This window comes from Kitasatospora sp. cg17-2 (genome assembly GCF_054031055.1).
This window is the reverse complement of record NZ_CM132923.1, coordinates 2,876,047-2,889,034: the sequence shown is the minus strand read 5'-3', so window position 1 is coordinate 2,889,034 and position 12,988 is coordinate 2,876,047. Positions and strand designations below refer to the sequence as shown.

Genomic DNA, 12,988 nt, shown 5'->3' with positions numbered 1-12,988 from the left:
CGCCTCGCCAGGGCAGGTCAGTTGACGCGGCGCTCGCGCCCCGCCCAGTACGGCTCGCGGAGCCGGAACTTCTGCAGCTTCCCGGTGGTCGTCCGCGGCAGCGACTCCCGGAACTCCACCGAGGTGGGGGACTTGTACCCGGCCAGTCGCTGCTTGCAGTGCGCGATGAGGTCCGCCTCGCCGACCTCGGTGCCCGGCTTCAGCACCACCAGGGCCTTGACCGTCTCGCCCCACTTGGCGTCCGGGACGCCGATCACCGCGGCCTCGGCCACCGCCGGGTGGTCGTAGAGGCAGTCCTCCACCTCGATCGAGGAGACGTTCTCCCCGCCGCTGATGATGACGTCCTTCTTCCGGTCCGAGATGGTCAGGTAGCCGTCGGTCAGGGTGCCGCCGTCGCCGGTGTGGAACCAGCCGTCCCGGACCGCCTCGGCAGTGGCCTCCGGCTGCTGCCAGTAGCCCTCCAGGACGACGTTGGAGCGGACCAGCACCTCGCCCTGCTCGTCCACCCGGACCTGGTTGCCGAGGGCCGGGGCGCCGGCCTGCACCAGCTTCTCGGCCCGCCGCTCGGCGGGCAGTTCGTCCCACTCGGCGCGGGTGCGGTTGACCGTCACCACCGGCGAGGTCTCGGTCAGGCCGTAGATCTGCATGAACTCCCAGCCGAGTTCGGACTCCATCCGCTGCACCACCGAGGTGGGCGGCGGCGCCCCGGCCACCACCATCCGCACCCGGTCCCGGCCGGGGACCGGCCCCTCCCACTCGGCGGCCGCGTCCAGCACCATCTGCACCACGGCGGGCGCACCGCACAGGAAGGTCACGCCGTGCCGCTCGACCCGGCGCAGGATCTCCGCGCCGTCGACCTTCCGCAGCACCACGTGCCGCGCGCCCAGCCCGGTGAGCGAGAACGGGAAGCCCCAGCCGTTGGCGTGGAACATCGGCAGGGTGTGCAGGTAGACGTCCCGGTCGCTCGCCCCGAAGTGCAGGGCCATCAGGTTGGCGTTCAGCCAGATGTTGCGGTGGGTGAGCTGAACGCCCTTGGGGCGCGCGGTGGTTCCGCTGGTGTAGTTGACGGTGGCGGTGTCGTTCTCGTCGATCGGGTACCGGCGGGGCGCGTGCTCGAAGTCGTACAGCAGCCGGTCGCTGTCCGCGCCGATGACGAACTTGTGCTTGGCGACCACCCCGGCCAGCGGCTCGGCCAGCTCCGGGTCGACCAGCAGCACCGAGGCGCCGCTCTGTTCGACGATGTACGACACCTCCTCCGCCTTGAGGCGGAAGTTCACCGGCACCAGCACCCGGCCGTGCCCGCTGACGCCGAACATCGAGGTCAGCAGCCGCGCCGAGTTGTGCGACACGACCGCCACCCGTTCACCGGGGCCGACCCCGAGCCGGTCCAGCCCGGCCGCCTGCGCCCGGGCCAGTTCGGCCACCCGTCGATACGTCAGATCGCCCCAGGATTCGGCCGGTTGCGCCGATTCGTCGACGATGCCGACCCGGTCGCCGTAGACCAGCTCGGCCCGGTCGAGGAAGTCCATCACGGAGAGTGGAATCTGCATGCGCCCACTGTCCTCCGCCCACCGCCCCCTGCACACCCCCGATCGGGGGTGTCACCCGTTAGGGACCGGCGGCCACCGCCGCCTCGGCGCCGGCGATCGCCGCGGCGAGCCGGTCCCGGGTCTCGGACTGGGCGGCGATCCGGCGTTCCAGCACCGCCAGCCGGTCCCGGGCGATCCGCAGCGCGCCGGCCGACGGCGGCCCGAACCCCTCCTGGTCCAGGCAGCCGAGGAACGGCCGGACGTCCTCCAGGGTGAACCCGGCCTCCAGCAGCGAGCGGATGTTGCGCACCCGGGTCACCGCCGACTCCTCGTACACCCGGTAGCCGTTGGCGGCCCGCCCGGAGTCGATCAGTCCGGCCTGCTCGTAGTGCCGCAGCGCCCGGGCGGTGGTCCCCGTCGCCCGTGCCAGCTCACCGATCCGCACCCGCGCGGCCCCCGTCCTTGCCCGGCGCTCATCCGACCACGGCGCCCCCGTCCACCGGGAAGACTACGCCGGTGACGAAGGAGGCCTGCGGTGCGGCGAGTTGTACGACGGCCCAGGCCACCTCGGCGGCCTCGCCGATCCGGCCCAGCGGGGTGTGCGCGAGCTGCCAGGCGCGCAGCGCCGCCCGCCGTTCGGGGCCGATCCCGGCGTGCTCGGCGATCGGTGTTCCGATCGCGCCCGGTGCCACGGCCACCACCCGGATGCCGCGCGGGGCCAGTTCCACCGCCCAGCTGCGGGTCAGGGTGTCGACGGCGGCCTTGCTCGCGGCGTAGACGGAGTTGCCGGGCCAGCCGCGCAGGCCGACCGCCGTGCTGACGTTGACGACCACGCCCCGGCTGTCGGTCAGCGCGGACAGCGCGGCCTGGGTCAGCAGCACGGGCGCCGTCAGATTGGTGGCCAGCAGCGCGGCGACGCCCTCCGGGGTGCAGGTGCCGAGTGTCGCGTGCGGGGCGATGCCCGCGTTGTTGACCAGGACGTCCAGTCGGCCGAACCGCTCCAGCGCGGCCCCGACGATCGCCGCCGGGCCGTCCGGCGCCGTGATGTCGGCGACCAGCGGCACGATCCGCCCCGGCGCCCGCTCCGCCGTCCCCGCCAGCGGTTCGGCCCGCCGTCCGACCGCCAGCACCCGCACCCCCGGGTCCTGCTCGGCGAAGGCCCACGCCGTCGCCCGCCCGATCCCGGTCCCCGCGCCGGTGACCACCACCACCCGTACCCGCTCCGCCACGGCCCCGTCCGTTCCCGTCGTTCCGTTCATGCCCGCAAGCCTGCGACCCTGACGCCGGTGTCAAGGTCAAGCGCGGTTCCGTGAACGGCGGGGACCCGGTGGTGGGCGCGAGCCGGAGCCGGGGCCTCCTCTTGCTGAGCCGGCGGCGAACAGGCGGCGAACAGGGGCCGCGGGGGAGGCGCGGCCTCCGTTCCGCTGCTAGGAAGGGCGGCAGGACCGCAAGGACATCCGCACGGGGAGAAACACCGATGACCGACCACCGTTCCGACGGCTCAGACGGCCTCTACGACGCGATCGGGGGCCTCGACGCCCTCCGGAGACTGAGCAACACCTTCTACCGGGGGGTGCTCGCCGACCCCCTGCTCGCGCCGGTCTTCGCCGACTTCACGCCCACCCACATCGAGCACGTCGCCGTCTGGCTGGCCGAGATCTTCGGCGGTCCGGACCGCTTCACCACCGACCTCGGAGGCCACCAGTCCCTGCTCCGCGTCCACCTCGGCCTCGCCATCACCGAGGAGCAGCGCGTCCGGTGGATGGAGCTGATGGCCGAGGCCGTGCACAAGGAACTCCCCGAGGGTGAACTGCTGCGTCGGCGTGTTCTGGAGTACTTCGACTGGGGGACCCGGATCGCCAAGGACGTCTCGGCCTCGCCGGCCGGCACCGACCTCGGGGATCCGGGCCCCACCCCGCGCTGGGGCTGGGAAGGTCTCGCGTAGGGCCCCGGAAGCAGCCCCCCGGAGCGGCCGCCGCGCACCGTCGGCGGCCGCGGAATCCGGTTGGACGAGGGGGACCTGACGGGTCACAGTGGGCGCATGGCTTCTCTTGTGCGACATGTGACGTTCGACTGCGCCGACCCCCACTCCCTCGCCGTGTTCTGGGCGGAGGTGGTGGACGGCGCCCTGGGCGAGGGCGACGTCCCCGGCGACCCGGAGATCGAGGTCAACTCGGAGGGTGTCTCGCTGCTCTTCATCCGGGTCGAGGAGGGCAAGGAGGTCAAGAACCGGCTCCACCTCGACCTCGTGCCGAAGGACCGCACCCGGGACGAGGAGGTCGAGCGCCTGGTCGCCCTGGGCGCCAAGCAGTTCGAGGACCACCGCCGGCCCGACGGCGCGGGCTGGGTGACCCTCACCGACCCCAACACTCCGGACTACCAGTTCTGGAGTGACCCCCGGTGTCGACCGCCACCCTTACCCGTGACCTGCGGAATTCGTCCCCCTCCCCGGAGGGTATGACTAGGACGACCCTGCCCGGGACCGAGGGCACCGTGTTCTCCGGGCGCCTGCGGGGCGTCTCGGCTATCCGCCTGTCCGTGCTGACGGACGAGACCACCAGCCCCGAGCGACAGCGCGAGTCCAACGAGACCGCCGCCGCGGCTTTGAACATCGACTTCGGCGAGAGTGACCAGCGCCGCGAAGCCGTCGACCTTGACGTGTCGGCGAGCAAGACAGCTCCGTGGGAACGTCCGGAGCTCGGCCGCTGGATCGCGGACCCCGACAGCTTCGACGCCCTTGTGTGGTGGCGCTTCGACCGTGCCATCCGATCCATGGGGCACATGCACGAACTCGCCAAGTGGGCGAGGGAGCACCGGAAGGTGCTGGTGTTCGCCGAGGGCATCGGCGGTGGGCGGCTGGTCTTCGACTTCCGCAACCCCATGGACCCCATGGCAGAACTCCAAATGCTCATGCTGGCGTTTGCCGCACAGGTCGAGTCGCAGAGCATCAGCGACCGCGTGACCGGCGCCATGGCTGCCATGCGCAAGATGCCGCTTCGGTGGCGTGGCGGTGGTCGTCCGCCGTATGGCTACATGCCTGCCCCGATGCCCGAGGAGTTCGGCGGCAAGGGCTGGACCCTGGTGCCCGACCCGGATGCCGTGCTTGTCATTGAGCGCATCGTCCGCGAGCTGTTGGAGGGGGCTACCGTCTCCGCCATTGCGGCAGGGCTCAACGCCGATGACGTGCTCAGCCCGCGCGACTACTGGTCCGTCAAGAACGGGCGTCCGCGTGGCGGCAAGACCGGTGGGGCGAAGGGCTCTCACGTCGTGGTGGACGTGTTCAAGTGGACTCCGGCGGTCATTACCCGGATGCTCCGCAGTGAGGTCCTGATCGGGTGGAAGCTGCACAACGGCGTACCGGTGCGTGATGACCAGGGCAACCCGATCATGTGCACCACGGACCCGATCCTCACCCGCGAGGAGTTCGACCGGATCGGCGCGATCCTTGACGAACGCAGCATCGAGAACGGCGAGCGGTCCGACACGGAAGCCCTGTTGCTGCGGGTCATCCACTGTGATTCGTGCGGTGGGCGCATGTACCTGAACCGGCAAGAGAGCAAGAAGAACCAGGCGCCCGTCTACAAGTGCAATCACCACGCCCGCGGCGACGCCTGTGAGGCCCCGTCGAACATCCGGGGAGACTGGGCAGACGACCACGTGGAAGCCGAGTTCCTGCGGCTGGTCGGCCCCATCCGGACGAAGACGGTCGTAGAGGTGCCCGGGTACGACCCCGCGCCCGAGCTGAACGCCACCGTGGCCGAGTTCGCAGAGCACCAGAAGCAGCAGGGGCGCCAGAAGTCCCGGCACGCTGCGGCCGAGTGGCAGAAGCGCGCCGACGCGCTCGACAACCGCATAGCCGAGTTGGAGTCACGGGAGAAGACCGAGCCCAAGCGGGTCGTCACGGAGACCGGGCGGACCTACGCGGACGACTGGGCAACGGCGGACCTTGCTGGCCGGCGGCGCATGCTGGTCGACGCCGGGGCCCGGCTCGACGTGAAGCGGGGCACCCGGGGCGGGTGGCGGAAGCTCGACGTACGACGGGTCACCTTCACCATCACGGGCGAGCTGGACCCGGCTATCGAGGAGATGACCGGACTCCGTACCGAGCTGAGCACCACCCCCGGGACCGTCCCCACCGAGGGCGCCCGGGTCCGCCTCGCCGAGCCCGTCGCGGCAGGGGCGTAGGGCACCAGCGTGAGGAGGTGGTGACGGGTGACGTTGGAGACGCAAAATCTGGTTTCTCTATGACACTGCGAGTCTAGAGAAAACCTGATTCACCCTCTCCAACGTCACCCCATCACCACCCGGGAATTCGTCCCCCTCTTCTACTGGCGACCCCGAAAGACAAGGGTCTCTGCCATCGACAGACAGAGGAGCACCGGTGAGCACCGTCAGCCGATACCAGTACACCCACGAGGATCGGGAAACCAAGCGGCTCCGTCTCCGCGCCGACGAGTTCCAGTTCAGCGCCACCATGGAGCGGCTCGCCGATATGAAGCGCAACCGTCCCGACCAGTACGACCAGATGGGCGCGATCGCGCATCTGTCGCTCGGCCACTACGAGGCGGCCAAGGCTGCTGCGAAGCAGCTCGGCCGCAACGTTTCCGCCCCGACCGATCGTGAGGTCTGAAAATGAGCACCGACGTTTCCAAGGCCGCTGACACGGTCGCCAAGCTGCGCACCCAGGCCGACAAGTTCGCGGCTCCGCTTGCCGAAGCCGAGGCGGCCTTGGCGGTTGCGCAGGACACCCAGCAGGCCCGTTGGGCCGAGCGCGCGGCCGAGTATGACCAGGAGTTCCTCACGACGTGGTCGACACAGGCCGCTGACCGGTCCGCCCGCGGCAACGAGTTGCACGCCGAGTTCCTTGAACTCCTCTCAGCCGAGCCATGGTTCCGCGCTTACGTCGCGCACCGCGCCGAGCGATACAAGCGCGAGAAGGTCATCATCGCTGCGCAGAACGCGCAGGTGCACCTCGGCGTCCCGCGGACTGTTCCCGAACAGCGCTGGTACGACATGCGCATCATCGAGGACATCACCAGCGCTGTTGACCACGCCGCTGCCGCGATTGGTGCCGCCTTTGCAGAGGAACTTGAGTCCAAGCGGAACGCCTACATTGAAGCGGCGGACTGACATGACGCTGGACGCACTCGACCCCGGCCCGGACGGTACCTATCCGCACTTCCCCCGCGACGCAAAGGGGCGGCCGGTATGGTCGGACTCCCCAACTGGCCTGCCGGTGCTCAACGATGGAGCGCCGATGCCGCGCGGAATCCAGCCGATGCGCGACCCGGGGAATCCCGGCCGACTGCTGGCTGTGGACGTGACACCTCGGCTACCAGATGGCAGCCCAATTGAGCCACCGGTGATTCAGCCAGAGCCATAAGGCCGAAGCCTCACAGGTCCCTCGTATCGGCAACTCAGTAGAGTCGCTGATACGAGGGAGTTAAGGGGCCGCGCGCGGTGGCGCCGAGCGGCTTCGCCGGCGGGTCGACCAAGTGGGCTCCGCGGTGTGCGGGCTGTGCGGCGAGGACTTCCCCGCGGCCCTGATCGACGTGGACCACCGGACCCCGCTCGCCCTCGGCGGCGAGGACACCGACGACAACGTGTGGCCGCTGTGCCGGACCTGCCACCGGGTGAAGACCCGCGAGGACTTCGTCGGGGCCAAGGCGGCTCCGTTCTGACGGCACGACGCCCCGGCACGGGCTCTGATGGGTCCGCAACGGGGCGGGGTGCTGCCCGTGCCGCGAGCTCGCGGCATGTTCAGGAAGCGGGCTACCTCGCGCCGAAGTAGTACAGCCCGTCAAACTCCTCCTTGCCTGAGTACTTGTACCGGGCTGTCGCGATGCTCACGCTGTCGGCACGGACGACCGCCCCGTCAGGGCCAAGGACCGGCAGTTCAGCCGGAATGACCGTCCCGCCCCCATTGACAACGATCACGGGCCAACCATCCCGGTACTCAATCGCCAGAGCCGCGAGGTCCTCGGGCTTGACCTGGTCGGCCGGGATCAGCGTCGGTTCGGTCGCCTCGGGGACGGGAGTCATCCCAAGGCTTGCCATCTGCTCGGGTGACAGCTGCCTCTCGGCGGGGCCCTTGGAGTTGGGCATGGTCTCGGACATGTCGTCTCCTCACTGGCCGGCTCGCTGCCGACGCGCGGTGGATCTTCCCATGACTGTAAGTCAGCAAACCATCACTCTTGGCAGATCGGGAGGTGCTCCGCCATGCCACGCAAGCCACGCCCCCCATGCTCAGTCCCCGGGTGCCCCGAGCTGACCACGGGCGGACGCTGCCCGCGCCACCCGGCCGAGGCCGACGCACAGCGAGGCACACCGGGCGGAAGCGCGTACGGCCCTCGCTGGCCCCGCATCCGTCGGGCCTACCTCTACGCCCATCCGTGGTGCGTGCTGTGTGCTCGCGTCGCCGTGGTCGCCGACCACTTCCCGGAGTCGCGTCGGTCGCTGGTCGCCCGAGGCGTGCCCGATCCGGACGCGTGGTCGCGTCTTCGTCCGCTGTGTACGCAGTGTCACAGCCGCGAGACGGCCGTTCACCAGCCCGGAGGTTGGGCCAGTGAGCGCGTTAAGCCCGTCCGAGGCCCTGACCTGCGATGACACCCCAGGGGGGTGACTCCCTCCCGGTGCCATAAGGCGCGGCAGGGAGGGAAAAGACTCTCGCCGCAGGTAGAGCCGTTTGCGCGGAGCGTGACAGATCAAGAGAGAGGGGGACCATGGCGGACCCGAGGCGGAGCAAGCCGCCGGTACAGCCGCCGCTACAGGTGATCAGGGAAGGCAACCCCGGTCAATCGTCCCGAATCGCAAAGGCCCCGCCCTGTTCTCTCTCAGAGGGGCAGGGCGGGGCCTTTCTGCATTTAGGGAGATCGATTTGGTGTCAACGCAAAGCGCAGGCGCTCACCGTACTCAGCGCGGGGCCGCCGGGAGGTGAGCAGCCGAACGCTTGGCCGCATCACGCGCACGGAATCCGAAGCTGATGAGGATCACGCGTTCTCCGGCGCCGAGGGGAGTCCTTCCGTGCGGGGTGATTGCCCCATCGAATACAACGCACTCGCCCGCTGCGAGATCGCACGCACGGTAGCCGTCAGCGCCGATGAAGACGGTAGTGCTCACAGTGGGGGCTGCGGCGGGACGCTCGTGCTTGAGACACAGGATCAGATTGGCCTCACCGAACCCGAACTCGTCCACGTGGAAGTCGAGGAACTGCCCCTCCTCCAGATAGGCGATATAGACGCCGTTGTGTGGCTGCTCCACCTCCAGGCCGGTGGACTCCGCGACGACTGCGGCGAGATCTACTTGCCCGGCGAAGCGGTTCGCGGCGTCGCCCACGGCCGCGTTCCACTTGCCGTTGTGGAGGTATCCGTTGGCGGTCAGGGCCTCCTCGGCCTCCTGCGCCATAGCGGTGATCAACTCGACCGGGAACGGCTGGTCGCGCAGGTGACGCGGGTGTACCCGCTGATGCGCGGTCAGCCCGCGCACAGCGCTCCGGATGGCCGGGAAGTCTTCTGCCCACCGGTCCGGGTTCCGGGCCGTGGTGTTGGACTGGAGCCACGACGTCCACTGACCGCTCCACAGGCGGGGCACGGCGTTGTCCGCCCCCGGCGCTGCGGCCTGCTCGATCAGAAGTTCCACCCGCGAGAGTGCTGCCTGTGTGGACCCGATCAGCTCGGTGTCCCCCTTGACGAGCCGCAGTCGCAGCGCTTCCCGGAGGTGGGCCTCGGCGCCCGCGAGGTCACCGCGCTCCATCAGATACTTGCCGGTGTGCTGGAGCGCGAAGTCCACCAGTTCCGGGTGTTGGCTCCGCGCGGTGCCCAGGGCGCTGCGGTAGAGCGCATCCGCAGTCCGCATGTCACCGGCGTAGCGGTGGGCGTCGCCGAGGTTGAGCCCCGTGGCGACGACCGCTCGGGTGTTGCCGCTCGCTGCGGCCAAGTCGAGCGACTGCCGCAGGAACGAAAGGGCCTCCTCGTGGTGGCCCAAGCACATCTGACCGACGCCGATCCATCTGGTCAGGACCCGGGCACGAGCTGGGTCGGCCCCTTCGGGCAAGGCCCTTAGATCTTCGCGGAGTTGACCAATCGCAGTCGTCAACTTGCCCCGGTCGGTCGGGATCATCCGCAGGCCGGCGTCTTGTGTGATGAGGTGCTGGAGCACCGGACCCTCCTCGTTCGGTTCTGCTCAGGGTGGCACTACAGCTGGTCGGTCTGCTGGCGCAGGTCGGCCAGCAGCTCCACTCCGTGCGGGGTGAAGTTCTCACTCAGGAGTTCGAGTTCGCGCATGAGGTAGCGGACTGCGGGAAGGCCCTCGTCGTAGGCGACCTCGAAGCACGCGCGCTCGTTGGCGGTCAGGTCGTCGCGGTCCAGCTCGGTCCGGCGGAACCTCAGCAACTGGTTGTAGACACCGGTCGCGTGGAAGGCCCGGTCCACCTCCCAGAACTGGTTGCGCGCGACGCCCTGACCCGCTCGCCACTTGATCTCGATCTTCGGGGACTCCTTGGACGAGTACCCGTCGGCGAAGACCTGGTGCTGAAGGACGTGGAAGCTGATCGACTGGTGCGTTCCCTCGTGGAGCAGGTTCTCCGCGAGGAAGCGGGGAGACGGCTCCGGGCTGACCGTGTTCGGCGGGATGTGGTGTCGGGCCTTGTCGGAGAACACGACGATGTACGGGAGCGCCGGGTCACTGGAACTGGTCAGCGAAGAAGCGCGGACTCCGGGCTTGAGCCCGACCCACAGCAGCCCACGAACGAACTCGCGCACGCGGGCGAATCCCTCGGGGTGGACCAGCGACAGGCGGTCCAGCGCCTCGGACAGTGCTGCACGGCGGTCATCGGTGTGCTCGGCGATCTCGTAGTTCGTCAGGTTGATCTCGTTGGCGATCTCGCCGGGAAGCTGGGCGTCGAACCAGTCGAAGGCCACTCCGGCCACGGTCACGTTCTCGCTGCGCAGGGAACGGGCGTGCTGCGCGTAGGGGGTACCGGACTTGATGAGGCGTTCCATCAAGGCGAAGGGCAGAGCGCTCTCCGCGCCCTCCTCGCGCAGGCGGAGCAGTTCCGGGTCCTTCCGGCCGAGGTCGAAGAAGGAGCCAGCCGGGACGCTGGTGGCGATGGTGGTGTTCACTGCGGACTCTCCTTGCTTGGGGCTGTGTGGCGATGCCGCGCGGCGGGCCGACCCGGGTGGTCATCCGAGCCGACCCGCCATGCCGTCAACTACTCGGCATCAGTTCGGAGTTGCTGTCAGACCTCGGTGGCCACCGGCGCGAAGTCGCCGTCCGGGACCGAGTGGTCCAGCCGCCGCGTCAGGGACTCGACGCCCACCGGCGCGAAGTCGCCGTCCGGCACCGAGTGGTCCAGGCGCCGCGTCAGGTTGCTGACCTGGGTGCTGTCGGACATGGTTGTGCTCCCTCCATGGGTACTGCTGCGGATTGGTGCACCTCCCCGAGGTTCGGGGAGGAATCTGCGAACCGCTGGCGGGCTCACCGCGTGGCTTGCGGCAGGTGTCGCCATTGCCGTGCCAGTCGGGCGGGAACCCCCGGCCTGTCGGTGCAATCAGTGAACAGCCAGTCACGCTCCGGCGGTACGGTGTGAGCACACCGATCCCGTTCAACCCGTTCAAGATCGCAATTAGGGGCGACAGTTGACGGACACTAAGGCACCAAACGAGGCACTGGCCCGTGCCATCGCGGAGTCCGGATGCACGTACCAGGCACTGGCGACGACAGTGCGCGCAGTCGCTTCCGAAGCGGGGGAGCACTTGGCCACGGCTCCATCCGCCATCGCCCACTGGGTAGCCGGCGGCACCCCCACGGGGCGCACCCCGCTGTACCTCGCCGAGGCCCTTACCCGGAAGACGCGCCGCAAGGTGACCGTGGCGGAGATCGGGCTAGGGTCGGAAGCGATCGGGGAGGCTATGGGCGCCGACCCGCTGGCCACCGCCGCCGACCTCGGGAGAGCCGTGATGCAGTCCCGCCGTGACTTCCTCGCCAGTGCGTTCGCCACTGCCGCTGTGGCACTGCCGCTGACCTACGATCACCAGGCGGTCGCCGCCACCCTGCGAGCGGGAAGGACTGGCGGCCGGGTGGGCGTCGGCGAGGTGGCCACCGTCCGGCACATCACCAGCGTGTTCACTGCCGCTGACGAGCGTCTTGGTGGAGGGCACGGGCTGAGTGCGGTGACCACCTACCTGACTGACACGGTGGTGCCGATGCTCCAGGCCGTGTATCCCTCCGAGGCGATTCGCCGGGACGCCTACGGCGTGGCGGCCGAACTGTCGTACCTCGCCGCGTGGAAGTACCACGACCTGGGCCGGGAGGGCGCCGCGCAGCGGTACTACCTTCTCGGCTACCAACTCGCCTGCGAGAGCGATCCGACAGGACACGGAGCCTGGATGATGCGTGCCCTCGCCCATCAGGCTCTCAACCTCAAGCAACCGGAGTTCTGCGTCGAACTGGCGGAGGAGTCCCTACGGCGGGCGCGTGGGAAGGTGGACCCGCAGACCGAGGCCCTGTTGTTGATCACCAGCGCCAGGGCGTACGGAGCTGTGGGGAGCGGACAGAAGGCCGCAGCGGCGCTACTGGCGGCCGAGGACGCCATGCTTGACACCACGGCTCCGCCAGCGTCCTTTACGGCCGCCACCGGGCCGGTAGCGGCAACCGTCGCCTCTCACACCGCCAAGACCCTGGCCGAGCTGAAAGACCACCAGGCGGCCGAACGCCACCACCGTGCCGCCCTCGCCGGTCGTGACCCCGAGGCGTTCCGGCGCATTCACGCCCTGACACTCGGGAACCTGGCCCGGTCGGTCGCTGCCCAGCGCCGCCACGACGAGGCTGTGGGGATTTGGGGTCAATCCCTGGATTTCATGGACGGAGTCGTCTCGGACCGGCACAAGAAGGACCTTCACAAAGTCCGTACCAAAATGACTAGTTGGGCCCGACGCGGCATCCCCGGCGCCGCAGACCTGGGGCAACGCGCCGCGGAACTCGTCCGAGCCTGACCGGCACTTATCCGGCCCCGTCCTACTGGTGAACTCCGGTGGGCGGGGTCTGCTGGCCTCCGGGGTTCTGGTTGGTGCGGTCCGCCACGAACGTGCCGCGCTGCGGAAGAGTCCGGACCCACCCTTGGGTACGCAGGTACTCGACAGCGTGGCGGGCTGTATTCCGGGCAACGCCGTATGCCTGGATCAACGTAGCCTCGGACGGCACCCGGGCGCCGATCCGCAGATCCCCGGACTGAATGGCCCGGATGATGTCCGCCGCAATCTGCTGATACGGGTGCGCCTCGGCGTCCGGGTCAATGGGGGTCACGTCCATAGCCAAAAGCGTAGGACGCCCCGAACGACCTCGCGCGTTTCGCTACGAGCATGAACGTACCTAGACGTACCTATAGGAGTTGGGTACGGTCGAAATCCGCACCACCAACCAAAGAGCCCCGGGACTGTGCGACCAGTCACCGGGGCCGCCGA

General features: G+C 69.2%; 15 protein-coding genes. 7 read left to right on the top strand and 8 right to left on the bottom strand.

Features of this window, described 5'->3' with window-relative positions; genetic code table 11:
• Window positions 1-17 precede the first annotated feature (17 nt).
• Genes ACW14Y_RS11640 through ACW14Y_RS11630 form a run of 3 tightly spaced genes read right to left on the bottom strand, consistent with a single transcriptional unit; the run spans window position 18 to window position 2,788 of the window.
• Window positions 18-1,550: an AMP-binding protein gene (locus ACW14Y_RS11640; RefSeq protein ID WP_380303471.1), complete on the bottom strand. Its 1,533-nt coding sequence runs from the start codon at window positions 1,548-1,550 to the stop codon at window positions 18-20.
• Window positions 1,551-1,608: 58 nt separating this feature from the next.
• Window positions 1,609-1,974 (bottom strand): MerR family transcriptional regulator, encoded by a 366-nt coding sequence (locus ACW14Y_RS11635; protein ID WP_380386192.1) that lies wholly within the window; start codon window positions 1,972-1,974, stop codon window positions 1,609-1,611.
• Between the two features lie 28 nt (window positions 1,975-2,002).
• Complete coding sequence (locus ACW14Y_RS11630; protein WP_456986683.1) at window positions 2,003-2,788, bottom strand: SDR family NAD(P)-dependent oxidoreductase; 786 nt, start codon at window positions 2,786-2,788, stop codon at window positions 2,003-2,005.
• Window positions 2,789-3,006: 218 nt separating this feature from the next.
• On the opposite strand from ACW14Y_RS11630, the gene ACW14Y_RS11625 reads away from it, so the two are divergent.
• The 6 genes from ACW14Y_RS11625 to ACW14Y_RS11600 all read left to right on the top strand — a co-directional run bounded on the left by ACW14Y_RS11625 (window position 3,007) and on the right by ACW14Y_RS11600 (window position 7,210).
• Window positions 3,007-3,474 (top strand): group II truncated hemoglobin, encoded by a 468-nt coding sequence (locus ACW14Y_RS11625; RefSeq protein WP_380386198.1) that lies wholly within the window; start codon window positions 3,007-3,009, stop codon window positions 3,472-3,474.
• A 96-nt stretch (window positions 3,475-3,570) separates the two neighbouring features.
• A complete protein-coding gene (locus tag ACW14Y_RS11620) occupies window positions 3,571-3,990 on the top strand; it encodes a VOC family protein (protein ID WP_456986682.1) in 420 nt (139 codons plus the stop codon).
• Window positions 3,987-5,714, top strand: a complete 1,728-nt coding sequence (locus tag ACW14Y_RS11615) for a recombinase family protein (RefSeq protein WP_456986681.1) — start codon at window positions 3,987-3,989, stop codon at window positions 5,712-5,714. The genes ACW14Y_RS11620 and ACW14Y_RS11615 overlap by 4 nt, the downstream gene beginning before the upstream one ends.
• A 196-nt stretch (window positions 5,715-5,910) precedes the next feature.
• Window positions 5,911-6,159 (top strand): hypothetical protein, encoded by a 249-nt coding sequence (locus ACW14Y_RS11610; protein WP_456986680.1) that lies wholly within the window; start codon window positions 5,911-5,913, stop codon window positions 6,157-6,159.
• A 2-nt stretch (window positions 6,160-6,161) separates the two neighbouring features.
• Complete coding sequence (locus ACW14Y_RS11605; protein WP_456986679.1) at window positions 6,162-6,659, top strand: hypothetical protein; 498 nt, start codon at window positions 6,162-6,164, stop codon at window positions 6,657-6,659.
• 365 nt (window positions 6,660-7,024) lie between these two features.
• On the top strand, window positions 7,025-7,210 hold the full coding sequence (locus tag ACW14Y_RS11600; protein ID WP_456986678.1) for an HNH endonuclease: 186 nt from the start codon (window positions 7,025-7,027) through the stop codon (window positions 7,208-7,210).
• Between the two features lie 91 nt (window positions 7,211-7,301).
• Here ACW14Y_RS11600 and ACW14Y_RS11595 read toward each other — a convergent pair whose 3' ends face one another.
• The 4 genes from ACW14Y_RS11595 to ACW14Y_RS11580 all read right to left on the bottom strand — a co-directional run bounded on the left by ACW14Y_RS11595 (window position 7,302) and on the right by ACW14Y_RS11580 (window position 10,920).
• Entirely contained in the window at window positions 7,302-7,646 is a 345-nt protein-coding gene (locus tag ACW14Y_RS11595; protein ID WP_456986677.1) for a hypothetical protein, read from the bottom strand.
• A 795-nt stretch (window positions 7,647-8,441) separates the two neighbouring features.
• Window positions 8,442-9,686, bottom strand: a complete 1,245-nt coding sequence (locus ACW14Y_RS11590) for a hypothetical protein (RefSeq protein WP_456986676.1) — start codon at window positions 9,684-9,686, stop codon at window positions 8,442-8,444.
• Window positions 9,687-9,721: 35 nt separating this feature from the next.
• A complete protein-coding gene (locus ACW14Y_RS11585; protein WP_456986675.1) occupies window positions 9,722-10,648 on the bottom strand; it encodes a hypothetical protein in 927 nt (308 codons plus the stop codon).
• Between the two features lie 116 nt (window positions 10,649-10,764).
• Window positions 10,765-10,920: a hypothetical protein gene (locus ACW14Y_RS11580; protein ID WP_209414820.1), complete on the bottom strand. Its 156-nt coding sequence runs from the start codon at window positions 10,918-10,920 to the stop codon at window positions 10,765-10,767.
• Window positions 10,921-11,164: 244 nt separating this feature from the next.
• Here ACW14Y_RS11580 and ACW14Y_RS11575 point away from each other — a divergent pair, with 244 nt between their 5' ends.
• Window positions 11,165-12,520, top strand: a complete 1,356-nt coding sequence (locus ACW14Y_RS11575) for a tetratricopeptide repeat protein (RefSeq protein ID WP_456986674.1) — start codon at window positions 11,165-11,167, stop codon at window positions 12,518-12,520.
• 22 nt (window positions 12,521-12,542) lie between these two features.
• On the opposite strand, the gene ACW14Y_RS11570 is transcribed toward ACW14Y_RS11575, so the two are convergent.
• Complete coding sequence (locus tag ACW14Y_RS11570) at window positions 12,543-12,836, bottom strand: winged helix-turn-helix domain-containing protein (protein ID WP_456986673.1); 294 nt, start codon at window positions 12,834-12,836, stop codon at window positions 12,543-12,545.
• Window positions 12,837-12,988: the final 152 nt, after the last annotated feature.

What these genes read in the sequence shown, in the direction of transcription:
- ACW14Y_RS11620 (WP_456986682.1), top strand. Translation starts at nt 3,571, where the DNA reads ATGGCTTCTCTTGTGCGACATGTGACGTTCGACTGCGCCGACCCCCAC.
- ACW14Y_RS11605 (WP_456986679.1), top strand. Translation starts at nt 6,162, where the DNA reads ATGAGCACCGACGTTTCCAAGGCCGCTGACACGGTCGCCAAGCTGCGC.
- ACW14Y_RS11580 (WP_209414820.1), bottom strand. Translation starts at nt 10,920, where the DNA reads ATGTCCGACAGCACCCAGGTCAGCAACCTGACGCGGCGCCTGGACCAC.
- ACW14Y_RS11640 (WP_380303471.1), bottom strand. Translation starts at nt 1,550, where the DNA reads ATGCAGATTCCACTCTCCGTGATGGACTTCCTCGACCGGGCCGAGCTG.
- ACW14Y_RS11615 (WP_456986681.1), top strand. Translation starts at nt 3,987, where the DNA reads ATGACTAGGACGACCCTGCCCGGGACCGAGGGCACCGTGTTCTCCGGG.
- ACW14Y_RS11570 (WP_456986673.1), bottom strand. Translation starts at nt 12,836, where the DNA reads ATGGACGTGACCCCCATTGACCCGGACGCCGAGGCGCACCCGTATCAG.
- ACW14Y_RS11595 (WP_456986677.1), bottom strand. Translation starts at nt 7,646, where the DNA reads ATGTCCGAGACCATGCCCAACTCCAAGGGCCCCGCCGAGAGGCAGCTG.
- ACW14Y_RS11625 (WP_380386198.1), top strand. Translation starts at nt 3,007, where the DNA reads ATGACCGACCACCGTTCCGACGGCTCAGACGGCCTCTACGACGCGATC.
- ACW14Y_RS11630 (WP_456986683.1), bottom strand. Translation starts at nt 2,788, where the DNA reads ATGAACGGAACGACGGGAACGGACGGGGCCGTGGCGGAGCGGGTACGG.